The following is a 21,228-nucleotide window of genomic DNA, read 5'->3' on the forward strand; positions in this document are numbered from 1 at the left end:
GATTACTACGGCGCTGAGGCCGCTGCCTAACCCGCCGCTCGTCCCGAGCCATGGAGTGCTGATGTGAGCGTGGTGCCCGCATTTGTCACGATCATCCCGTTTGCCGCCTGGCTGATCTGGGCTCTTCTCGCCTAACCCCTCCCAAGCAAGGAGCATGGCATGTGGCCGTTTGGGAAGTCTAAGGCGGAAGATGTAGCCGAGGCGCCGCACATCGCGCACGACCAGGCCGTCAGGAATTTCGTCGGCCTCCAGCCTATCAGCCCGTACGGCATGCAGGTTGGTGTTGAGCATCTTCTCGTCCCGCAGGTCAACCGCGTTCTACGCCACTGCCGCATCGGCAAGATCATCCTGAAATAGCACCAACCCTCGGGAGTGCTGCACATGTCCGAAGAGCCTAAAGTAGGCAAGAATACGGGAAACCGCGGGAAGGGCAGGCCAAAAGGCTCGCTCAACAAGCAGACCGCGCTTTTGAAGGATGCAATCCTCAAGGCGGCAGAACAAGCGGGTGAGGGCGATATAGTCACGTACCTGACACAGCAGGCGCGTCTTAACCCAGGCCCGTTCATGAGTCTTCTCGGCAAGGTCCTCCCGATGCAGGTTGCCGGGGACCCCGATAGCCCGATCGTCCATGTCATCGAGCGCCGTATTGTCCGTCCTGGCGATCGACACGGCTGAAGTCTTTCTCCCGCTTCTGGAGCCGGCCCGTGACAAGGGCGCTTGGGGCGGGCGAGGATCTGGTAAATCGCACTTCTTCGGCGGGTTGCTGATCGAGGATAGCCTATCAGAGCCCGGTATCAGCGGTGAGGGGCTGCGTAGCGTCTGCATTCGCGAAGTTCAGAAGGATCTCGCGCAGTCATCCAAGGCGTTGATCGAGGCTAAGCTGAACGATTGCCGTCTTGGCGAGGCCGATGGCTTCAAGGTCTTTCGGGACTGCATCACGACTCCGAAAGACGGGTTGATCATCTTTAAGGGGATGCAGGACTACACGGCCGAGTCCATCAAGTCGCTGGAAGGCTTCAAGCGGGCGTGGTGGGAGGAAGCGCAATCGGCCTCGGCCACCTCGATCAAGATGCTTCGCCCGACCATGCGAGCGCCCGGCGCCCAAATGTGGTGGAGCTGGAACGCCCGCCGAAAGATCGACCCGGTGGATGTAATGCTCCGCGGCCCTGAGAAGCCGACCGGCGCAATCGTCGTCAACGCGAACTGGCGGGATAATCCGTGGTTCGGCGCCGAACTAGAGCAAGAACGGCTCGACTGCCAGCGCATGACGCCAGACGATTACGATCATGTCTGGGAAGGCGGATACGTGACGGTGGCATCTGGAGCCTATTTTGCCAGCCATCTGAACGCTGCGAAGGCAGAGGGCCGCATCAGCCGCGTCGCTGCCGACCCGCTAATGACGTACCGGCTGTTCGTCGATATCGGCGGCACGGGCGCGAAGGCCGACAATTTCGTCATCTGGGTTGCCCAGTTCATCGGCAAGGAAATCAGGGTCGTTGATTATTACGAGGCGCAGGGACAGCCGCTGGCTACGCATCTCGCCTGGCTGCGGAGCAAAGGTTACACGCCAGACCGGGCGCAGTTCTGGCTGCCTCATGACGGCAGCACGCAAGACAAGGTGTTCGACGTCTCCTACGAAAGCGCGCTGACCGACGCCGGCTATGACGTCACGGTCATTCCCAACCAGGGCAAGGGCGCTGCAGCGGCTCGCATCGAGGCGGCCCGCAGGCTCTTCCCGGCGATCTGGTTCAATGCCGAAACGACGGAAGCCGGGCGTGATGCTCTCGGCTGGTATCACGAGAAGAAGGACGAGACCCGCAACATCGGTCTCGGGCCGGAACATGACTGGGCATCGCACGGCGCCGACGCATTCGGCCTTATGTGCGTCGCCTATGAAGAACCACAACAGAAGAAGCCGGAAGAACCGCAGTACACGTACCGCGGCGCTGGCGGATGGATGGCTTGATGGCTGACACAGAGATGGCTGATCGCCTCACCGCCGGCAAGAAGGCGTTTCAGCGCTGCTCGGATGCGGACCAGCATAATCGGCAGACCGCGCTGGACGATATTCGCTTCTCACGGCTGGAAGAGCAGTGGCCTGCCGAGATCCTGAAGCAGCGACAGCTTGAGGGACGCCCCTGTCTGACGATTTCGAAGCTGAACGCCTTCATTCGGCAAGTGGTGAACGACGCCCGCCAGAACAAGCCGTCGATCAAGGTTCACCCGGTCGATAGCGGGGCGGATGTCGAGACGGCAGACGTCATCAACGGTCTGATCCGCAATATCGAATACACCTCAAAGGCCGACGTCGCCTATGACACGGCCATTGAGGGCAGTGTTTCGGGCGGATTTGCGTACTGGCGTGTGTCTCTCGACTACGCGTACGACGACAGCTTTGACATGGATCTCGGCATCAAGCGGATTTCCAATCAGTTTTCGGTCTACGGTGACCCGGACAGCACGGAAGCGGACTCCAGCGACTGGAACGTTGCTTTCGTCGTCGATCGCATCACGCGAGATGAGTTCAAGCGCCGGTACAAGGGCAAGCAGAATGTCGATGGCGATCAGGTGGACGTCGATTTCGACAGCGACGCCTGGTCTCAGGACACGACGTGGACCGAGGACGACACAGTTCTCATTGCCGAATGGTGGCAGCGCGAGGAGGTCGAGCGGGAAATCCACCAGCTTTCGAACGGCACGGTGGTTTCGAAGGAAGATCTGGAGAAGGACGAGGATCTTCAGGTTGCTCTTGAGGTCCGTGCCGTCCAGATCGTCACCAGCCGCGTGGCAAAGTCGCACAAGGTTACCCAGACCATCATGTCAGGCGCTGACATTCTGGAAGAGCGTGTTTGGCCCGGTCGTTACATTCCGATTATCCCGGTCTACGGCGATGAAATTGTTCTTGAAGGCAAGCGGTATTTCCGGTCGCTGATCCACAGCGCCAAAGACGCGCAGAGCATGTTCAACTACTGGCGCTCCATGGCGACGGAGACAGTTGCTCTTGCACCGCGCGCGCCCTGGGTGGGGCCGGCCGGGTTCGCGGTTGAGCCCACGAAATGGGCGACGGCCAACACGAAATCGCACTCTTACCTTGAATTCGACCCGAAGGTTGTCGCCGCTGCTGGTGTGCCGCCCCAGCGTCAGCCGCTTGACGGTGGCGTTGCCGCTGGAGCGATCCAGGAGGCTCTTGGCGCCGCTGACGACATGAAGGCTATCATCGGCCTCTATGATGCGTCCCTCGGCGCCCGATCGAACGAGACGAGCGGCAAGGCAATCATAGCTCGCCAACGGGAAGGGGACGTTTCCACCTTCCACTTCATCGACAATCTTGCCCGCGCGATCCGCCACACCGGATGCGTCGTGATTGACCTGATTCCGAAGGTTTACAACACGGAACGCGTCGTGCGGGTCATGGGCGAGGACGGAACGCCAGAAACCAAGCAGATCAACAAGGCCTTCCCGAAGATGGACGAGAACGGCCAGCCCGTCATGCAGGACAAGGTCGACGAGTTCGGCCAGCCGATGACGGACGAGAACGGCAAGAAGATCCAGACCGCTGTCATGGCGATGCACGACCTGACCGTCGGCAAGTACGACCTGACTGTCTCGACCGGCCCGAGCTTCACCACGCGTCGCGAAGAGGCAGCTTTCCAAATGACGGAAATGGTCCGCGCTTTCCCGCAGGGCGCACCGGCTATCGCTCCGGAGCTTGCCAAGAACCTTGATTGGCCTGGTGCGCAGGAAATTGCCGAGAGGTTTGATGCCATGTTCCCGTTGCCGGGCAAGGATCAAGTCCCGCCGCAGGTTCAGCAGCAGATGCAGCAGGGCATGGAGCTTATTCAGGAGCTTCAGCGCAAGGTGCAGCAGCTCGAAGACGACAAATCCATCGACCAGTTCAATGCCGAGACGGATCGGATGAAGGTCGAAGGCGACCAGCGCCTCAAAGAGCAGGCGCAGCGGATCGACGCCGCAAAAGCCCTCGATGCCGGCGCCCGAAACGATCGGCAGTTCGATCGTCAACAACAGTATCCCGCGCGCCAAGGGTAAGCGGCGCAATCCCACCAACCTTGAAAGGAGTGGACCTTCATGAACGAAGGAACGATGGCTAATGCCAGCGAACTGGAGACCCCAGCAATCGAGCAGCAGGCGCCGGAGGTAGAGGACGACGGCTTTTCGAGCCCCGACCTTGAGGCCGACGTGATTGAAGGAGACGACGAAGAGCAGGCGGCGCTAGCCGAACTTTTCGACATCGAGCTTGACGGCGAGACCCTGAAAGTCCCCGCCAAGTTCAAGGACGCGTTCCTGCGCAATGCGGACTATACGCAGAAGTCGCAGCTGAACGCAGACGAGAAGAGGCAGATCGCCGAAGAGCGGAAGCAGCTCGAAGTCAGGTCGAAGGCGACCGATGACGAACTTCAGGCCCGCGGCATCCTCTTCCAGATCAACGGGCAGCTTCAGCAGTACCAGGACATTGACTGGCAACGCTTCAACCGGGAAGACCCTGTCGAGGCGCAGGCGCAGTACATGCGTTTCCAGCAGTTGCGGGAGGCGCAGGCCGATATCTCTGGCAAGTTGAGCGAGGCGGAGAAGACCCGCCAAGCGGAAGCGGCTGCCGACTTCAACAGCCGGATCGATCAGACCCGGCAGTTCGCACAGGAAAAAATCAAGGGCTGGACGCCGCAGCTTGATCGCGAGATCGAAACATTTGCCATGTCGGATCTCGGGCTGACGCCTGAGGAAATCCAGAGGCAAATCAACCCGCGTTTCTACCGGGGCCTGTATCTCGCATTCGTCGGCGCGAAAGCCCTCGCAAAGCAGGCCGCTCCAAGACCGGCTCAGACCAGCGTGCAGCCACTGACGACCGTAGCCGCCAAAAGCGGCGCGTCAGCAAGGAAGTCGCTCGGGGAAATGAGCATGGAAGAGTACGCCGCTCACCGGAACCGGCAGGAGGCTGCGCAGCGCGCGCGAGCCCAACGCTAATCGCATCCCAGCGGAATAGACCGCCAGAAGGATCATTTTCATGGCAAATACCACGCTCACCGCGGATATCATCGCCAAAGAGGCGGTGCGCATCCTCGACAACGAACTCGTCATGGCCAAGAAGGTATTTCGCGGCTACGAGGAAGAGTTCTCGAAAAATATCAACGGCTACAAGGTCGGCGACACGATTTCCATTCGCCGCCCGACTGACTTCACCGTCCGCGATGGCCCGGTCATGGCCGTTCAGGACGTCGTCGAAGGCAAGACCACGATCAAGATCGACACTCGCAAGGGCATCGACTTCAAGTTCTCGTCCCAGGACCTGACTCTGAAGATCGATGAGCTTTCCGAGCGCGTCATCAAGCCGGCGATGGTCCAGCTTGCCAACAAGGTCGATGTCGATCTTCACGGCCTCTATACCGGCGTTTCCAACTGGGTCGGCACGCCGGGGCAGCTCATCAACTCGTTCGCGGACTTCGCCAAGGGCCCGGAACGTCTCGATGAAGGCGCCGTGCCGCAGGATGGTCGCACGGGCGTTCTGTGCCCGGCCGATCATTGGGCGCTCGTCGGCTCCCAGACGAACCTGTACAACGACACGATCAACAAGCCGGCCTATCGCGAAGGCCAGACCGGCATGGTGGGCGGCATCGATCTGTACATGACGCAGAACGTGGCAACCCACATCACAGGTTCCCGCACAGGTTCCACGCTGATTGACCTGTCCATTACGGCCAGCACGATCAGCTATGCGGACGTCAAGGACACCAACCAGCAGACGATCCACATCGACGCCCTTGGAGGCGCGACCCAGACCGTCAAGGCCGGCGACGTGTTCACGATCGATGGCGTTTATGCGGTCAACCCCGTGACCAAGGCGCCGTTGTCCTACCTGAAGATGTTCACCGTGGTTCAGGATGCAACGGCGGTTGGCTCGGAAACCGATCTGGTTATCACCCCGGCGATGATCTGGACCGGCGCGTTCAAGACCGTGGATGTTCAGGGCGTCACCGACCTGAACAACCAGCCCGTCACGTTCATCGGCACGGCCTCGACCGGCTACCGCCAGAACATGATCTTCCACAAGAACGCCTTCGCGCTCGTCTCCGTTCCGCTGGAGCGCCCCCCGGGCGCTGTCGATGTCAGCCGCCAGACCTACAAGGGCACGAGTGTCCGCGTCATCCCGGTCTACGACGGAACCAACGACGAAAGCGCATGGCGTCTCGACATTCTGTACGGAAAGAAGGTCATCGACGAGCGCCTCGCCACCCGTATCTCGGGCACTCCCTAAGGCTTGGGCCTTCGGGCCCGGCCACCTTCCCCCATCAAGACCAGAGGTATTGGAAAATGGCTGCAAAACAGCTTTCCGACAAGAATTCCGATGGCGTCTGCCTCGGCCAGACCGGCGACAAGGTCGGGTTCTTCGGTGCAACCCCGTCCGTCAAGGATACCGGCTTCACGGCTCCCGCGGCCACGGCGGCTACCAACTCGACGCCGTACGGCTTCAGCCAGACCCAGGCTGACGCCATCGTCGCTTGGATCCGCGCTGCGGACGCTGCCCTGAAGGCAAAAGGCCTCATCGGCGCATAAGGGTGGGGGCTTCGGCCCCCATCCCTCTATCTGGAGGGATGAATGGCGATTTCGACCTATACCGAGCTTCAGACGGCGGTGCAGGACTTCATGGACCGGAATGACATCACGGGGAACGTCCCGCTGTTCATTTCGCTCGCTGAGGCCCGCCTGAACCGTCTCCTGCCGATGGTGGAAACAGACGCCATCCTGACGGGCGTCGCTGGCTCTCGCGAGATCGATGTTTCATCCCTGAAAATCGTCGCGCCGATCGTCCTGAAGCTGATCGACTTCGACCGAGAGTACGATTTCACGCCGAGGCCGGCCGGCGCCTTCAACAATGTTGATACGACCGGATATCCGCGCTTCTGGGCGCTCGACGACACCAAGATCAAGATGGACCGCCTGCTCGACCAGCCATATCGGTTCCGGTTCCGGTATCAGGGGCGCTTCGGTCTCAGCGATACCGTCCCGGCGAATAAGCTCCTGCTGGACCATCCCGACGTCTATCTGGCCGCAACGCTCGTCTGGGGCGGCGCATTCGTCCGTGACCCGCAATTGGCCGCGCCATACCAGTCGCTGGTCAACGAGTTCATCGAAGAGACCAAGCTGCAGCTCAACCGGGCCAAGCAGGCCGTTCTGACGGTCGATTCTATGTTCACGTCTACCGGCCGCGGTCGTTGCCTCGAAGGCAATTACGGCTCGATTGGCCCCGGTCCTCTCCCCGATGGCTATGACTACGTCATCGACGACACAGAATTCGTGGTGGGCTGATCATGATCAAATTCATAGACTCGCTCATCGCCTGGCTGACCAATCCGGGGGCGAAGGCGGCCGAGCTTGCCGCGGCTATTCGTTCGGCCGGCAGCCTCTGGAGCAGCACGGAAACCCAGTCCAAGCTGGACGAGAAGATCACCTCCATCCAGGCTGGTGAGAATGTCACGATCAACTGGCTTGACCCGCTTTCGCCGATCATCAATGCGCAGGGCACTGGCTTTGGCGACATGGCTGCCAGCATGTATGACCCGACGAGCGTCCAGGCGGATGCTTTTGACCGTGCGAACCATCATGGGAACATCCCGGCCGGCAACGTCACCGGTCTCGCTACTGTTGCGACGTCGGGAAGCTACAACGATCTGTCTGACACTCCTCCGGCCGGGGGCACGGTCTCCAGCGTAGCGCTCACTGTCCCAACCGGCCTTTCAGTGGCTGGCTCGCCCATCACGACGACCGGGACCTTTGCCGTAACCTATGCTGCGGGATATCAGGGCTATACGAGTGCGGAGGCAACGAAGCTATCCGGCATCGAGGCGTCTGCCGATGTAACGGACGCCGGCAATGTAGGGTCGTCCATCCACGGCGCCACGGAAAAGACGACACCGGTCGATGCGGACGAAATTGGCCTGATTGACAGCGCCGCCTCGAACGTCCTCAAGCGGGTAACGTGGGCGAACGTCAAGGCCACGCTCAAGGCCTACTTCGATACGCTCTATGGGGCGCTGGCAACTGCTAACCTCTGGACGAAGCCCCAGCGGGGTTCCTCCACCACGCTCACCAGCGGCACGACGATCACGCAGGACCTTGCGGACGGCAACAACTGGGACCTGACGCTCGGCCACAACGCCACTCTGGCCAACCCAACGAACCAATCCAGCTATGTGAAGCTCACCGGGGGCATTGATTGCGTCCAGGATGGCACGGGCGGCCGGACGCTGGCTTTCGGCTCGAATTGGTATCCGATCGGTGCGGCAACGGCTCCAGCGGCCCCGACTGGGGCGAACGCCAAGTTTCGCATTGATTTCAAGGTCGTTTCGTCAACCCGCATTGACTTCAGCTTGCGGGGCGTCGGCGTATGAGCGTGCTGTTCAACAGCATGCTGCTTGGGGGCGCCGATGCCGTCGCGCCCCCTGTGTTCGTCTCGGCCACCGCTGCATCCGTTTCCAGCTCCACCAATGTCACTGTCAACAAGCCGGCCGGTGCGCAAGTTGGTGATCTGTTTACTTGCATTATCTGGGGCGATAGCAACTTCATCACCGCCACGGGCGCGCTAGCCGACTGGACTGTTGTGGGTTCGGCGTTCAGCGGAAACCTGCGCATTGCAATTCTCACCCACACAGTCGATGGCACTGAAGGCTCAACATTCAACTTCAGCCTGGCGAACTCCGGCGTAAAGAATGCTACGATTATCTGCACGCGCGGCGGGACCGGTGCGATAGACGTCATAGGCACAAAAACCGAAGCGTCTTCAACGACGGCAACAGCAGCCTCGATTAATGCGACTAAGTCTGGTCTGCTGCTGTCCTCATTCGCAATTGCGGCTAACAACAGGACTGTATCTTCTCCTCCGGCAGGCCTGACGCAAAGATCGCTCCTCTCGACGAGCTATTCATCCGCCGTCTACGAACTCTCCATCTCGCCTGCTGGTGCGACTAGTGCCGCATCACTTACGTGGTCCAGCAGTGCGACCACCTCTGCGGGCATCCAGATACAACTCTGTTGAGGCAATCATGACGCTCTATCGGGAAAACCCTCCCGGTGCCTTTGCACCGTGGAGAGGAGAACGCATTGCCGGTGTCCTGTATCCCATGAACATCGCAACGCTGTGGCCGGCCGAGGAACTGGCGACGCTGAAGCTGTATCAGCCCGTCGAAGCCGATCCCGTACCGGAAGGCAAGCTCATTGCTTCTACCAGCGTCAAGCGGGTGGATGGGGTCGTCAAGTACGTGCATGCGCTGGAGGACGTGCCGGTCATCATTCCGCAGTCCATTTCCATGCGGCAGGCCCGCCTCGCTCTTCTCCAGGCAGGGCTGCTATCCAGCGTCGAGGCCGCGATTGACGCGATTGCCGAGCCCGAGCGCACTGCCGCCCGCATCGAGTGGGAATACGCCACCGAAATGAAGCGCGATCACACGCTCATAGAGACGCTGGCTGTCGGCCTCAGCTTGACGCCCGAGCAGATCGACCAGCTTTTCCAGACGGCGGTCGCGCTTTGAAAATCCCGCTTTCCCCCTTCGAACCAGACAAGGCGTCGTACAACGTCGCTGCCGCCGATGCGGTGGTGAACGCGCTCCCTGTCGTGGACGGATGGGGGCCGATGCCTTCGCTGAACGAGACAATCCCGGTTGACCCTGATTTCGGGGAAGGGTCTGTCGAGACGCTGGAGGGGTGCACGGGCGTATTCCATGCCCGCACAGCGGCGGGGACGGTCGCCACCTTCGCCGGGACGGCAACGAAGCTGTACCGCTTCAACGAGACCACCCTGATTTGGGACGACGTTTCCCGAACCTCGTCAGACTACTCTTCGTCCTTCCGGTGGGTGTTCCTGCAGTTCGGTGACCGCGTGCTTGCCACGAATGGCACTGACCCTATCCAGAAATTCGATATCTCGTCGGACGCCGTGTTCGCGAACCTTGCGGGGTCGCCGCCCGTCTGCCGTAGCCTTATCGCCGTTGGTGACTTCGTCGTCGCTCTCGGTATCGACAGCGCTCCTGACCTTGTCCGGTGGAGCGGCATCAACAACACCGAGCAGTGGGCCGAAGGTGAGGACGGGGCAGGGTCGCAGCGCATGCCGGCCGGCGCCGACGTCATGGCCGGTATCTCGGTCACGGGCGGCGCGGTCATCCTTATGCGGGCGGCCATCCGGTCCATGCGGTTTGCACTCGAAAGCAGCTGGATCTTCGCCTTCTCGGATATCACCTCGGAAAGGGGGCTCGCAGCGCCTTATGCCGGCGCGCAGATCGGTCAGGACGATTTCGTCTATTACAGCCCGTCCGGCTTCTATCGAGTCAACAACCCCATCGGCGCTGAGCGGCTGAATAAGTGGTTCTCCGAGACGATCGACACTGATTTTCTGGAGGACATGGAGGCATCTGTCGATCCGTACCGTCAAGTGGTCTGGTGGCGCTTTCGGGCGAGGGACGCCAAGAGCTATCTTCTCGGCTACAACTGGACGCTGGACCGTTGGTGCTTCTCCGATCTGGAATTCCAGGCCCTCGCCGCGGTCGTCACCCCGTCCGTCACCATCGACGGCATGGACAAGTACTTCGACACAATCGATGAGATTGACGTCCCCTTCGACAGCCGGTTCTGGCAATCGGGTCAACCGACATTTGGCGGGATCTCCATCAATGGCCGCTTGGCCTTCATGTCGGGCGATAACTTGGCCTGCGACCTCTACACCTCGGAATTCGCCCCGGCCGACCCCGACAGGTTCTTCATCAATGGCGCGCGCCTCGATAGCGATGCGGCAGACTATACGATGACGCTGGGCACTTCGGACTATAAGGGGCAGCCCATTTCATGGCGAAATCCGGTCACGCCATCCGCCCGCACCCGCTTCTGTGGCATTCGAGGTGACGGGCGAATGCTCAAGCTGAAGGTGAACATGCCTGCAGGGGCCGTCTGGAAGACGGCTACCACCATCGAGTTGATGGGTGAAAGGGCCGCATTCTCATGACGGTCTATTCCAAGACGGATGGCAAGCGCGAGACCGCAATCACAAGCCTGTCAGATACGAACGAAGTCGATCTCATCGTATCGAGTGAGAACCAGGCGTCCACGCTAGAGAGCATCACGTTCTGCAACACCTCGTCCGGCTCGCTGAACGTTGATCTGATCTACGACAAGGGCGGCTCGACCGTTTATGTCTGCAATCAGGAACCTGTAGCGTCCCATGCACGGCTGCATATCACAGACCACAACCTAACAATCGATGCCGGTTCCGTCCTCCGAGTGAAGTCGAGTGGCGCCGGTATCGATGTTTCGGCGGTGCACGTCCGCACCCATGCAGGCATCAAGGGCTGATGTTCGTCGCCTTTGCCTCACCTCATGAGGTGGACGACATCTGGCCTGCCTTTGAAAGAAGAATTCAGAGGGCGTGCGAGCGGTATCGCTGCGACCTGACAGCGTCAATTCTCCGGCAAATGTGCCTTTCCGGTGAGGCCTATCTGATGGTGGCGCACGACGGAACCCGGCCGCTGATGGCCTCCGTTTGGAAATTCTACAACTGGCCTTCTGGCGTCGTCTTCCGCTGCCTCTGCCTCGCGGGTGAGCAGGTAGCGGCATGGCGCGAGCCCTTTCGGTCATTCGTCCACGACGCGGCCCGAAAAGGCGGGGCCTCAGTCATCACTGCCAGCGGACGGAAGGGGTGGGGGGCCATGTTCCCCGAGTCCCGAGAAGTCAGCCGAACATACGAGGTAGATGTCTATGCCCAGCGGCGGTAGCTCTCAGACCCAAACGACCAGCAATGAACCGTGGAAGCCGACACAGGACCTCCTGAAAACCGGGCTTGCGGACGCGCTGAACCTCTACAAAAACGGCGTCGGCTCGGACATCTACACCGGCTCTACCGTCATTCCGTACTCGCTCCAGACCATGAAGGGTATGGGCGGGCTGGAAGCGCTGGCGAACGGTAACACGGGCCGCGGCCTGACGCGCCAGATGGGCAACATCATCGGCAATGGTGGCTTCAATTCGTACCAGAAGGACGCGCTGGGTGGCCTTACGATGGCGGCCAACAATGCCGAGAACCGCTATATGCGCATGCTCGGCAATGGCGGCTTCAATGAGAGCCAGCGGCAGGCGCTTGGGTCCGTTCGGAAGAATTTCGACGCGAACCAGGGGATTTTTCAGAACCTTCTGAACTCTGGCGGCATGACGGACGATCAGCGTCTTGCCATGGACAATTACCGTACAACGGCGACGTCAAAATTCGATCCGAACGCCGATCCCAACTTCCAGCGGGTTCTGTCCGGCGCGCTCGATGCGGCCGGCGACAGCGTGAACCTCAGCGCCGCCGCGGCCGGTCGGTACGGTTCCGGTGCACACCAGGGCGTCATGGGCAAGACAACGGGCAATCTTGCCGCAAACATGCTGTCCGACGAATACAAGTATCAGATGGGTCGAAAGGACGCCGCAAACAACGCGCTCTTCCAGGGCGGCCAGCAGGGCGTCAACAACATGACGGGCGCCTACGGCACGATGCAGGGCGCGGCCAACAACCTCCTGAACATGGGCCAAGTCGGTATCGACAACATCGATCGCCAGTATGGCAATCTGCTGAATTCTCAGGGCGAACTGTTCAATGCCGGGCAGCAGGGCCTGAGCAACATGCAGAACGCCTACAATATCGCGCAGATGCCGTATCAGACGCTGATGCAGGTCGGCGGCATGAACGAGGATCTGGCCACCCGCATTAAGAACGACGAACTGCGCATTTTCGATGCGAAGAACAACAGCCCATGGGATCAGATCGGACGGCTTCTGAACGTCGGCAACCTTGGTGGCCAGTTCTCGACATCCAAGACCACGGCCAGCGGTGGCGGGCAGAACCCGTTCCTAACCGGTATCGGTGGATTGGGGCTCTTGGGCAGCCTGTTCGGAGGCGGCACTGGCGGCACAGCCGCGCCGCGCCTTTAAGGAGACGACCATGCCAGGAAAACGCCCAAACGAAACCTTTGGCCGCCCGATCAAGGAGCAGAGCAGCCTTTCCATGCCGGCCGGCTTCCCCGGCCAGCTTGGACTGCTCGCCAAGCAGATGAACAACGGCTTCGGTGGCGGCTTGCTCGCTCAACGCCAGTACCTGAACCAGATTTATGACCCGGTACAGGTCTCATCCCTGCCGCAGAACCTCACGCCGGGCGGCTCGACGGACACGACGGCGACGACGACCGGCAGCACGGGCGATAGCGGGGACGGCTTCACACTGGACCCGCGGATGAAGCGTTGGGAAAGCATCTTTTACAACATGCCTGACGGCCCCGCTCGGCTTCGTGCCATGCAAGAGGGGTTCCAGCGCGCCGGATACCTCTGAGGAACGATGACGATGGCTAACGGCTTTCTTGGCAATTTCAACCCCGATGCACTGTTGGCGATCAGCACTGGCCTGCTTTCCGGGCGCAACCCCCAGGAGCAGCTTTCCGGGGCGGCTCTTGGCTTTGCCCAGCAGCGAAAAGATGCTCGCCAGAAAAACGCCACCATGGATTGGCTGCAGAAGAACAGCCCCGACCTGTTGCCAATGCTAGAGGCGGGGATGTCGCCGGCCGATCTCCTGACGCTGTCGTATAAGCAGAAGCGCGAGGCTGAGCAGGAACGCCTGAAGGCGCAGGCGCCAAATCGCAAGTTTCAGACGCTGGACAATGGAGAATACGGCTACTTCGACGAGAATGCTGGGTCTTGGACGCCGCTCGGCACGGCGAAAAAGCCCGACGACACGAAGCCAGACCCCTACGAGACACGCCGCGCTGCTGCCGAGGCGAACGGTCTGACGCCCGACAACCCGGCATATCAGTCGTTTATCCTGACAGGGAAAATGCCGCGCGAAGACCAGTCACCACTGACCGCCACGGACAAGAAGGCGATCCTTGAGGCCGACGATATGGTTGCAGCGAACCAAGCTGCAATCACCGCCCTTGATCAGGCTCTTGCCATCAATGATCAGGCGAACCAAGGCTTCGGTGCCAGCGCGCGCGGTGTCGTCGGGAATGCCCTGCCTGACTGGATGGTGCCGGACTCGGTATCATCGAAAGAGAGCGCCGCCGCGACGGCCGACTATGACAATCTTGTCGTCGGGCAGGCGCTTCAAAGCCTGAAATCGATCTTCGGTGCGGCCCCGACCGAAGGTGAGCGGAAAATCCTCCTCGATATGCAGGGGTCGTCCAGCCTGCCGATTAATGTTCGCCGTGGCATTCTGGAGCGAGCGAAAGCCTTGGCCGAACGTCGTCTGGAGTTCAACCGTCAACGCGCGGAAGGGCTTCGCGGAGGCTCATTCTATCAGCCGGGCGCCGGCTCACCCCAGCAAGGGGGCAACCGAACCTCTTCCGGCGTTCAATGGAGCGTTGAACCGTAATGGCGACACTCAATATCAACGGCAAGCGCGTGAAGGTTGACGACAGCTTCCTCAGCCTGACACCCGAACAGCAGAATGCCACGGTTGACGAGATCGCCTCTCAGCTTGGCCCTGCACAGGAGAGCCAGCAGTCGCAGGACATGCGGCAGGAGCTTTCCGGCATGTCGAACAAGCTGGGGGATGCTCAGATAGAGAGCCTTCCGCAGGCTCGATATGACGCGCTGTCTCCCGGTGGCAAGGCCATGGCGGTAGCGCGCGGCGCCGGCAGGATGGCCGATGATTTCGTGCGCGGCACGGCCGACATGCTGACGTTCGGCCTCGCGGACGAGTTCGCAGCGAAGGCTGGAGACCTGACGGGCATCGGTGGCGAGGCCGGGAACTACGAGCAGAACCTTGCCGATCAGCGCCAACGCGATAGCGAGGGCGGGGCATCCCGATTTGCCGGGCAACTGGCGGGCGCCGTGATGATGCCGGGCGCTGCGGCGAAAACAACTGTTGGGGCGATCGGGCAGGGCGCACTGATGGGTGGCGCCTATGGTTTTGGCTCGGGTGAGGGTGGCTTCGAAAGCCGCCTCGGCAGTTCAGCCCTTGGCGCCGGAACGGGCGGCATCGCAGGCGGAGTAGTCCGCGGCGCTGCCAATGCTATAGAACGCCGTATGGCCGGCAAGACTATCCCGACCATTGAGGAGTTGGGCCTATATGCCAGCAAGGCCTACAAAGCGGCCGAGGACGCGGGTGTTATCATCAAGCCGGGCAGCACTCAGCGACTCACCGAATCCATCAAGAAGCAGCTTGCGGAGGATGGTTTCGACACGGCGCTTCACCCTGGCGTGATGGCCGTTCTGAACCGATTGGACGGACTTGAGGGCCAGAATACCACGCTAAAGGGAATGGATATCATCCGGCGAGTAGCCGGGAACGCGGCTGGAGATGTCACCCGGCCCGATCAGCAACGGCTCGTATCAAAAATGATCAACAAGATTGACGATTTTATCGGCGATCTGAAGCCGGACGATGTTCTTGCCGGAAATTCGAAAGAGGCCGCAAATCAGATGCTCCGGGCTCGCAGCCTTTGGACTCGCATGAAAAAGGCGGAAAAGATCGATACGGCGATACTCAAGGCCACGCGCCGGGCTGACTCCACAGGTTCTGGCGGAAATGCTGATAACGCGATGCGCCAAAACGTTCGGGCGATCCTCGATAATCCGCGCCTTGCCCGCGGCATGTCGGCGGCTGAAAAAAAGGCGGCGGAGCGGGTGATCAAGGGTACGATCCCACAGAACGCCTTGCGCCTAGCCGGGAAGCTTGCTCCTACCGGCGTCGTCAGCGGGACACTTTCCAGTGCGGCCGGGTACGGTCTCGCCGGCCCGGTCGGTATAGGGCTTCCCGTTCTTGGGGCTGGAGCTAAGGCACTTGCTGACCACATGACCGTTCGGAACGTGGAAAAGCTGTCTCAGCTTATTCGCTCTGGCGGTTTGACGGCTCGACAGGTAGCCGAATTCATCCAGCAGGGCGTAATCCCGGCTCCGGCCGGCTTCAAGGCAATCGAGGCGGCAGCACAGGCTGGGCAGATGCCCATGTCTAGGATTGGCGCAGAGGTGGCGACGGGACGCTAGGTCCCGCCAAATGCGATGTACAGGGCTCCTGTGCAGAAGAACAGAGTCATGCACACGACGCCAAGATATAGGCCGAAAGACTCCTTCGCCTCTTCGCGCCGGCTGATGTTCACGCATCCCCAAACAAAGGCCACGGTTAGGAGGTTGGCCGCAAGAACGGCAGCGAAGATTTGCCAGAAGGTGGTTTGGTCCATAGGCTGAAGATATGCGAGGTGTCAGAGTATCACAAGTACATCCCTGGCCATGTGTTGTCGTGCATAGCCAGGCCGTTGCAGTGGTAATTGTCAGCAAATTGACCCGTCGCCCGCGACCGGCAAGCCCACATGAGCCCGAAGGCGTTCGGGTGTTGGAACTGGTCCCAAGCGTAGCCATACCCCGAGCTGCCGCCGCCGCAATTGTTATTGGAGCAGACGGCCACAGCCGCACCGATAACCGCTACAGCGGCTAGAGCCGCCGCGGCGTTGTTTTGGTCCTGAACCATCTTGTCGCATGTCGCCGGGTGGATGCCGCGACGATTGAGTTCAGTATGGATCTGATAGCGAAGGTTTTGGTCGTTCGTTTGCACATAGGAGCGGCAGAGGGCCGATTTCGGCACCTTGTGTGGCTCTTTGGCCATCTGCGATGTTGATGTCGTGCAAGCGGCCAACGAAAATGAAAGCACGGCGCAGATAGAGCCGCGTGACAGAGATTTGCGCATTGTAGTTTCCCCTCAAGCAGGAAAACAAAAGCACGAGATCAATCTGGAGTCGAGTCAGGGCTTGGGCGGAAGGTAGGACTTTTCGAGCGTGTCGAGGGCCTGGGCCTCGATAGACCGGTTCATTCGGGTGGCGGCTCGGGCAACCTTGTCTGCCAGGTCGTCGGGCATGTAAATCGGGTAGCCGTTATTCGGGCCTACGCCCGCCGCAACGTCAATATCCATGGACTCACGCAGGCGCAGAATAATTTCCGCGTTTAGGGACCGGCCGTTGTTTGCGGCCAAAACCTTCAGCTCCTCACGCATCCCGTCGGGAAACCGAACTACGAATTGATCAGAACCGCGGCCAGTCGGGTGTTTTGCCATTGCTGCCTCCACAGGTCGTAATCGCACTGTGCTATTTAGCGCTTGCCGTCAATGATGCGACCGTGATATCGATATTACCGTCGCATCATGAAAGGAGACGAAGTGGCCTATGCAAGTGAAGAACTGCCAAGGCTGATCGTGCGGATGCCCGCAGATCTAAAGCTATGGCTGGAAAAGAAATCACGGCGCGAATGCACATCGCAAAATGCGCTGATAATCCAGGCTCTTAGGCGAGCCCAGGAAGTGACGGCGGGGAAATAGCTAGCGCGCTGGCCCCGCCGTCCAATCAAGACCCGCTCGGCAAAAGCGGGACTCCCAATCATCCGAGGTTAAAAAGGAACCGCAGATGACCCTACCCATTATCATTGCAGGAACAGAAATTCACAAGATCGAATATCGCGGGCAGCAGGTCGTGACGTTCGCCCTGATTGACAAGGTGCATGGCCGCCCCAAAGACACCGCGAAGCGCAGCTTCGATGAAAACCGGGAACGCTTTGTCGCCGGGGAAGACTTTGTGGAATTAGGTCGGGACGAAATCCGTACCAACCTCCCAGAAGGCGTTTTCTCAAAATATGCCCCAAAGGCACATTTGATCACCAAGCGCGGCTACCTGAAGATTGCCAAGACACTCGGAGACGACAAGGCATGGGAGGTCTTCGACGAGATGATCGAGCGTTACTTTGCCGTCGAGCAGGTGTCGCGGCAGAATTTCGCTATTCCGCAGACCTTCGCAGACGCTCTTCGTCTTGCGGCAGAGCAGGCGGACATTATCATCCAGAAAGACGCGATAATTCAGGACCTGGCGCCGAAGACCGCATTTTACGATGCATTTATGAACGCGGACGGCCTTTTCGGGCTTCAGAACGCCGGCCGGGCGCTTAACCTTCGCCCCAATCTATTCGTCCGCTGGCTGAAGGGCTCCTACCTTTTCTACCAGGGCGGCGATTTGGTGCCCTACGTTCAGTACCGACAGTCTGGGATTTTTGAGGTGAAGTCGGAGAAGGGCAACGACGAAAAGACGCACCTCCAGACTTACCTTACCCCGAAGGGACTGTCCTACTTCGCGGATCGGGTCCCTGAGAATATCAAAGTTGGGAGGGCTGCGTGATGGGAGATATCATCCAATTCCCCGATGTAGGGAACGTCAAGCGCACCTCAATTCAGGTTTCCTTTTATGCGCAGGATGACGGATCGTGCCTTTTCTGCGTCGAAATGCTCTTGCCAGACGGTACGTGGGACCGCATGGGGTATTATCGCGACCTCGGTGAAGCTTGGAAGCTCGCCGGTAAGCTCTCTTCCGACAATGGTTGGGATTTTCTGCCTGAAAGCCGGTGGCCTGGGCACTCGCATCTCCTAGCGGTAGGAGGCGCATAATGGACCGCCGCACCTTCCTCGGAGGTCTCGCAGCCGCCTCCGTTCCGGTCACCGTCGTCGCTTCGACCATGCCGCCGGACGAACTCGTTCTGTATCACGCCATGGCGCTGCGCGATGCTATGGCTGCGATGCACCCGAAAGAGATCGGATGGCGTGTTCAGATTGATCACGAGCATCAGTTCGTAACCGTCGCACGTAAATCAAGGCGAGCGCAGGCCTAACAAGAAATATCACATCAGCAATCAAGGCCCTCCATCGCGAGGGCCTTAGTTCGTCAAGGGGCAGATGATCCAAGTCTGCTCGCCGCTGTCCCAGCAGTAGCCCTTATCGGTCAGATCTTTCCCGATAACGTCGCGCTCAGCACAGACCTTTACGATTTCGTCTTCGCTTAGCTCGCGTCCATCGACCGTCTGCCCCTCGCGGCAGTCACCGCGCACATCCGCATAGCGAGAGATCATGGTGGCGTCGTCGGCTAAGGCCGGCGCCGCGATCAGAAGCACAATAAGCGCCAATCTCAACATTGAGGCATCCCATGGATTTCGTCGAAGTTCTCGGCGGCGGCCCCGGCTACACGACCGTTCGCGGCGCAGATGGCAACGTATACACCGTTCGAGGGACGTTTAGCTATCGCCAGAACAACCCTGGGAATATCAGGCCCGGCGCTTTTTCGCGCCGGCATGGTGCGATCGGATCATCCGGGGGATTCGCCGTATTCCCGTCTTATGACGTAGGCCGTGCCGCGAAAGAGGCTCTGCTGTTCAGCTCGGAAAGCTACGCAGGCAGGACGCTTCGGCAAGCCATAAACAAATACGCCCCTCCCGAGGACAATAACAATACCTCCGCCTATGTCGGCGCCGTCGCCCGCGCCGTAGGTATCGACCCCGATACGGAACTGTCGTCTCTCTCTCCTGAGCAGCGCACGACGATGCTCGACGCCATGGAGCGCGTGGAGGGCTTCCGCCCCGGCCGGGCGACGGATGAATTCGGCAACCCGGTCGATCTCGCGTCAATGCCGAACCCGAACATCCCAACCCCGGAAATTCGCCCCGAGACATGGACCTCGGCAGTACCTGGCGCTGTAGAGCGCGGCCTCCTCGACGTCCCGCAGGATCTTCAGACGCCGGCCGTAACCCCGACCGAGGCATATGGCCTCCTGTCGAGCAGCATGGGCCAGACGCCAAGCCTCAACCTGTCTGGCGCTGGTATGCAGTCAATTGCCGCTGACCGCATGGCTGGTGGAGCGGTTGCGAACGGTCTTGATGGTCTCCGCAGCGGCCTCCTTGCCTCGGGTAGTATGCCGAGCCGTGAAGCGCAGCTCGCAGAAATGCAGACGCAGGCCAACCTGCAGAACGAAGTGAACATGGCGCGGGGCCGTGTATCGCAGGACCAACCCTATCAGGCCTACCAGCCTGAGCGGCAGACTACCAACGGCGCCGTCTCCGCAATTGATGCCGTATCACCCACGACCCAGCAGACAACGCCCAGCTTTGCGGACGCATACCGCCAGATGGGCCATTCCATGGAGCAGGGGGGTATCCTTGGACTGTCGGGCCTCAAGACGCGAGACCCGAACGACATCCTTGGCGTCGGCAGACTGAGTCCCAATCCTCTTGCGAACCCTGTCGACAATCTACCGGCCTATGAACCTCAGACGGCAGAAGTCGGGGCGATTGAAGGACCTGTCAGCACCGGATCGATCCAGACGCCGGAAGCCGTCGTCGAGCAGGATGCGGCCACAACGACCACGCCTGAAGCCACGCAACAGCAGCCTTCACGCCTCGGCCGGTTTGCCAAGAATGCCGGCGCCTCTCTTCTGGGCGGTATTGCCGGGTCAGCAGTTGGTGGCCCGATTGGCGGGATGGTCGGTTCCCTTCTGGCCCGCGAGGCTCTTGGCGCGAACAACCCGCAGGGCGGCATGCTTGGAGGTATCGGCGGTCTTCTTGGCGACCGAAGCGGGCAAGGGGCATGGGCCGGCGTCGGAACCCTGAACGACCTCGGCCGCGGGGCGCAGGCAGCATACGGCGCATGGGGCGGCCCAAAGGGCACGTCCGGCGTGGCAACGGATGGCTCCCGCATCACGAGCCTTGGAAACGGTCTCGTCTCCCGCATCGATAAATTCGGGCGAGAAACACTCTTCCGCGACGGCCAGACGGTCGGCGGCGGGGGCGGGTGGGGAAATGGCGGCCTTCTGGGTGGCCTCTTCGGCGGAAACACGGGCGACGGCAGCCGCTCGCAGGCAGATCGCGCACGCGACAGCGTAGGACTATATTGATGGCGAAAAACTCAATCCTCGACTATTCGACGACCCCTTCCGAAAATCAGGACGTCAACGGCGTGTCCATTCTGGGCACCGCAAAGCCGTCCAATCTCGACGACGCGATGCGGGCGGAGATGTCCCATATCGCCCAGGGCCTCGTGACGCGGCGCGTTGCGAAGGACACGGCGTATACGGTCGTCAAGGCCGACCACAACCAGCTCATTGCGTTTACGGCGGTGGCAACCTGCACCACGCAATCGGCGGCAACACTCACCAGCGGGTGGGAATGCTACGTCTACGCTCAGGGCGGCGCAGTCACGATCAACCCGAACGGTTCCGAGACGGTGAATGGTGAAGAGTTCATCATCGTCAGCGAAGGGACGCTCGGCGTTCTCCGGGTCTATGACGGGAATTTCCTGTTCTCAGCGTTCGGGGCGGGAACGGGCCAACCAAAGGTCACAATTTACGACACGGCCGGAAACCACACCCACACCTTCGATACTAAATCCACACACTTCAGTATCGAGGG

Annotated in this window: 23 protein-coding genes and 1 pseudogene; 20 read left to right on the forward strand and 4 right to left on the reverse strand. The window is 60.3% G+C overall.

Annotated elements, in window-relative coordinates; genetic code table 11:
• A partial coding sequence (locus EXZ48_RS35345; protein WP_207900564.1) for a hypothetical protein occupies positions 1-291 on the reverse strand: 291 nt, incomplete at its 3' end.
• Between the two features lie 90 nt (positions 292-381).
• Here EXZ48_RS35345 and EXZ48_RS31985 point away from each other — a divergent pair.
• The 16 genes from EXZ48_RS31985 (at position 382) to EXZ48_RS32060 (ending at position 16,008) form a co-directional block, all read left to right on the forward strand.
• Positions 382-675, forward strand: a complete 294-nt coding sequence (locus EXZ48_RS31985; RefSeq protein WP_130520997.1) for a hypothetical protein — start codon at positions 382-384, stop codon at positions 673-675.
• On the forward strand, positions 647-1,966 hold the full coding sequence (locus EXZ48_RS31990) for a phage terminase large subunit (protein WP_207900566.1): 1,320 nt from the start codon (positions 647-649) through the stop codon (positions 1,964-1,966). The genes EXZ48_RS31985 and EXZ48_RS31990 overlap by 29 nt, the downstream gene beginning before the upstream one ends.
• Positions 1,966-4,047, forward strand: a complete 2,082-nt coding sequence (locus EXZ48_RS31995; protein WP_130521001.1) for a portal protein — start codon at positions 1,966-1,968, stop codon at positions 4,045-4,047. Before EXZ48_RS31990 ends, EXZ48_RS31995 begins: the two co-directional genes overlap by 1 nt.
• 39 nt (positions 4,048-4,086) lie before the next feature.
• Positions 4,087-4,980, forward strand: a complete 894-nt coding sequence (locus tag EXZ48_RS32000; RefSeq protein WP_130521003.1) for a hypothetical protein — start codon at positions 4,087-4,089, stop codon at positions 4,978-4,980.
• A 40-nt stretch (positions 4,981-5,020) separates the two neighbouring features.
• The gene (locus tag EXZ48_RS32005) at positions 5,021-6,268 is read left to right on the forward strand and encodes a P22 phage major capsid protein family protein (protein ID WP_130521005.1); all 1,248 of its coding nucleotides are present in this window, start codon (positions 5,021-5,023) and stop codon (positions 6,266-6,268) included.
• Positions 6,269-6,324: 56 nt separating this feature from the next.
• On the forward strand, positions 6,325-6,567 hold the full coding sequence (locus tag EXZ48_RS32010) for a hypothetical protein (RefSeq protein WP_130521007.1): 243 nt from the start codon (positions 6,325-6,327) through the stop codon (positions 6,565-6,567).
• Between the two features lie 42 nt (positions 6,568-6,609).
• Complete coding sequence (locus tag EXZ48_RS32015) at positions 6,610-7,320, forward strand: hypothetical protein (protein WP_130521009.1); 711 nt, start codon at positions 6,610-6,612, stop codon at positions 7,318-7,320.
• 2 nt (positions 7,321-7,322) lie between these two features.
• Positions 7,323-8,402, forward strand: a complete 1,080-nt coding sequence (locus tag EXZ48_RS32020) for a hypothetical protein (protein WP_130521011.1) — start codon at positions 7,323-7,325, stop codon at positions 8,400-8,402.
• Positions 8,399-9,046: a hypothetical protein gene (locus EXZ48_RS32025; RefSeq protein ID WP_130521013.1), complete on the forward strand. Its 648-nt coding sequence runs from the start codon at positions 8,399-8,401 to the stop codon at positions 9,044-9,046. The genes EXZ48_RS32020 and EXZ48_RS32025 overlap by 4 nt, the downstream gene beginning before the upstream one ends.
• A gap of 85 nt (positions 9,047-9,131) precedes the next feature.
• Entirely contained in the window at positions 9,132-9,539 is a 408-nt protein-coding gene (locus tag EXZ48_RS32030) for a hypothetical protein (protein WP_130521015.1), read from the forward strand.
• Complete coding sequence (locus EXZ48_RS32035; protein ID WP_130521017.1) at positions 9,536-11,002, forward strand: hypothetical protein; 1,467 nt, start codon at positions 9,536-9,538, stop codon at positions 11,000-11,002. The genes EXZ48_RS32030 and EXZ48_RS32035 overlap by 4 nt, the downstream gene beginning before the upstream one ends.
• Positions 10,999-11,349, forward strand: a complete 351-nt coding sequence (locus EXZ48_RS32040) for a hypothetical protein (protein ID WP_130521019.1) — start codon at positions 10,999-11,001, stop codon at positions 11,347-11,349. The genes EXZ48_RS32035 and EXZ48_RS32040 overlap by 4 nt, the downstream gene beginning before the upstream one ends.
• A gap of 396 nt (positions 11,350-11,745) precedes the next feature.
• Complete coding sequence (locus EXZ48_RS32045) at positions 11,746-12,963, forward strand: hypothetical protein (RefSeq protein ID WP_130521021.1); 1,218 nt, start codon at positions 11,746-11,748, stop codon at positions 12,961-12,963.
• Positions 12,964-12,973: 10 nt separating this feature from the next.
• A complete protein-coding gene (locus EXZ48_RS32050; protein ID WP_130521023.1) occupies positions 12,974-13,357 on the forward strand; it encodes a hypothetical protein in 384 nt (127 codons plus the stop codon).
• 12 nt (positions 13,358-13,369) lie between these two features.
• The gene (locus EXZ48_RS32055) at positions 13,370-14,392 is read left to right on the forward strand and encodes a hypothetical protein (RefSeq protein ID WP_130521025.1); all 1,023 of its coding nucleotides are present in this window, start codon (positions 13,370-13,372) and stop codon (positions 14,390-14,392) included.
• Positions 14,392-16,008 carry a hypothetical protein gene (locus EXZ48_RS32060; protein ID WP_130521027.1) on the forward strand — a complete coding sequence of 539 codons (1,617 nt, stop codon included), beginning with the start codon at positions 14,392-14,394 and terminating at the stop codon, positions 16,006-16,008. Before EXZ48_RS32055 ends, EXZ48_RS32060 begins: the two co-directional genes overlap by 1 nt.
• Before the next feature lie 223 nt (positions 16,009-16,231).
• Here EXZ48_RS32060 and EXZ48_RS32065 read toward each other — a convergent pair whose 3' ends face one another.
• On the reverse strand, positions 16,232-16,705 hold the full coding sequence (locus tag EXZ48_RS32065) for a hypothetical protein (RefSeq protein WP_130521029.1): 474 nt from the start codon (positions 16,703-16,705) through the stop codon (positions 16,232-16,234).
• A 54-nt stretch (positions 16,706-16,759) separates the two neighbouring features.
• On the reverse strand, positions 16,760-17,068 hold the full coding sequence (locus EXZ48_RS32070; RefSeq protein WP_130521030.1) for an Arc family DNA-binding protein: 309 nt from the start codon (positions 17,066-17,068) through the stop codon (positions 16,760-16,762).
• A gap of 346 nt (positions 17,069-17,414) precedes the next feature.
• On the opposite strand from EXZ48_RS32070, the gene EXZ48_RS32075 reads away from it, so the two are divergent.
• A complete protein-coding gene (locus EXZ48_RS32075) occupies positions 17,415-18,176 on the forward strand; it encodes a phage antirepressor KilAC domain-containing protein (RefSeq protein WP_130521031.1) in 762 nt (253 codons plus the stop codon).
• Positions 18,177-18,441: 265 nt separating this feature from the next.
• Positions 18,442-18,663: a hypothetical protein gene (locus EXZ48_RS32080; RefSeq protein WP_130521032.1), complete on the forward strand. Its 222-nt coding sequence runs from the start codon at positions 18,442-18,444 to the stop codon at positions 18,661-18,663.
• A gap of 45 nt (positions 18,664-18,708) precedes the next feature.
• Here EXZ48_RS32080 and EXZ48_RS32085 read toward each other — a convergent pair whose 3' ends face one another.
• Complete coding sequence (locus EXZ48_RS32085) at positions 18,709-18,963, reverse strand: hypothetical protein (RefSeq protein ID WP_130521033.1); 255 nt, start codon at positions 18,961-18,963, stop codon at positions 18,709-18,711.
• Between the two features lie 11 nt (positions 18,964-18,974).
• On the opposite strand from EXZ48_RS32085, the gene EXZ48_RS32090 reads away from it, so the two are divergent.
• Positions 18,975-20,714 carry a hypothetical protein gene (locus EXZ48_RS32090; RefSeq protein ID WP_130521034.1) on the forward strand — a complete coding sequence of 580 codons (1,740 nt, stop codon included), beginning with the start codon at positions 18,975-18,977 and terminating at the stop codon, positions 20,712-20,714.
• Positions 20,714-21,228 (forward strand): annotated as a pseudogene (locus EXZ48_RS32095) (hypothetical protein); the annotation flags it as partial. The gene EXZ48_RS32090 and the pseudogene EXZ48_RS32095, both read left to right, overlap by 1 nt.

It is taken from the genome of Shinella sp. JR1-6 (genome assembly GCF_004284735.1).
GTDB lineage: Bacteria > Pseudomonadota > Alphaproteobacteria > Rhizobiales > Rhizobiaceae > Shinella.

Bases quoted from the DNA above. Each gene is read 5' to 3' on its own strand.
- EXZ48_RS32065 (WP_130521029.1), bottom strand. From the start codon at position 16,705: ATGCGCAAATCTCTGTCACGCGGCTCTATCTGCGCCGTGCTTTCATTT.
- EXZ48_RS32025 (WP_130521013.1), top strand. From the start codon at position 8,399: ATGAGCGTGCTGTTCAACAGCATGCTGCTTGGGGGCGCCGATGCCGTC.
- EXZ48_RS32050 (WP_130521023.1), top strand. From the start codon at position 12,974: ATGCCAGGAAAACGCCCAAACGAAACCTTTGGCCGCCCGATCAAGGAG.
- EXZ48_RS32020 (WP_130521011.1), top strand. From the start codon at position 7,323: ATGATCAAATTCATAGACTCGCTCATCGCCTGGCTGACCAATCCGGGG.
- EXZ48_RS32015 (WP_130521009.1), top strand. From the start codon at position 6,610: ATGGCGATTTCGACCTATACCGAGCTTCAGACGGCGGTGCAGGACTTC.
- EXZ48_RS31985 (WP_130520997.1), top strand. From the start codon at position 382: ATGTCCGAAGAGCCTAAAGTAGGCAAGAATACGGGAAACCGCGGGAAG.
- EXZ48_RS32010 (WP_130521007.1), top strand. From the start codon at position 6,325: ATGGCTGCAAAACAGCTTTCCGACAAGAATTCCGATGGCGTCTGCCTC.
- EXZ48_RS32055 (WP_130521025.1), top strand. From the start codon at position 13,370: ATGGCTAACGGCTTTCTTGGCAATTTCAACCCCGATGCACTGTTGGCG.
- EXZ48_RS31995 (WP_130521001.1), top strand. From the start codon at position 1,966: ATGGCTGACACAGAGATGGCTGATCGCCTCACCGCCGGCAAGAAGGCG.
- EXZ48_RS32090 (WP_130521034.1), top strand. From the start codon at position 18,975: ATGGATTTCGTCGAAGTTCTCGGCGGCGGCCCCGGCTACACGACCGTT.
- EXZ48_RS32005 (WP_130521005.1), top strand. From the start codon at position 5,021: ATGGCAAATACCACGCTCACCGCGGATATCATCGCCAAAGAGGCGGTG.
- EXZ48_RS32040 (WP_130521019.1), top strand. From the start codon at position 10,999: ATGACGGTCTATTCCAAGACGGATGGCAAGCGCGAGACCGCAATCACA.
- EXZ48_RS32000 (WP_130521003.1), top strand. From the start codon at position 4,087: ATGAACGAAGGAACGATGGCTAATGCCAGCGAACTGGAGACCCCAGCA.
- EXZ48_RS32085 (WP_130521033.1), bottom strand. From the start codon at position 18,963: ATGTTGAGATTGGCGCTTATTGTGCTTCTGATCGCGGCGCCGGCCTTA.
- EXZ48_RS32030 (WP_130521015.1), top strand. From the start codon at position 9,132: ATGAACATCGCAACGCTGTGGCCGGCCGAGGAACTGGCGACGCTGAAG.
- EXZ48_RS32070 (WP_130521030.1), bottom strand. From the start codon at position 17,068: ATGGCAAAACACCCGACTGGCCGCGGTTCTGATCAATTCGTAGTTCGG.
- EXZ48_RS32075 (WP_130521031.1), top strand. From the start codon at position 17,415: ATGACCCTACCCATTATCATTGCAGGAACAGAAATTCACAAGATCGAA.
- EXZ48_RS32060 (WP_130521027.1), top strand. From the start codon at position 14,392: ATGGCGACACTCAATATCAACGGCAAGCGCGTGAAGGTTGACGACAGC.
- EXZ48_RS32045 (WP_130521021.1), top strand. From the start codon at position 11,746: ATGTCTATGCCCAGCGGCGGTAGCTCTCAGACCCAAACGACCAGCAAT.
- EXZ48_RS32080 (WP_130521032.1), top strand. From the start codon at position 18,442: ATGGACCGCCGCACCTTCCTCGGAGGTCTCGCAGCCGCCTCCGTTCCG.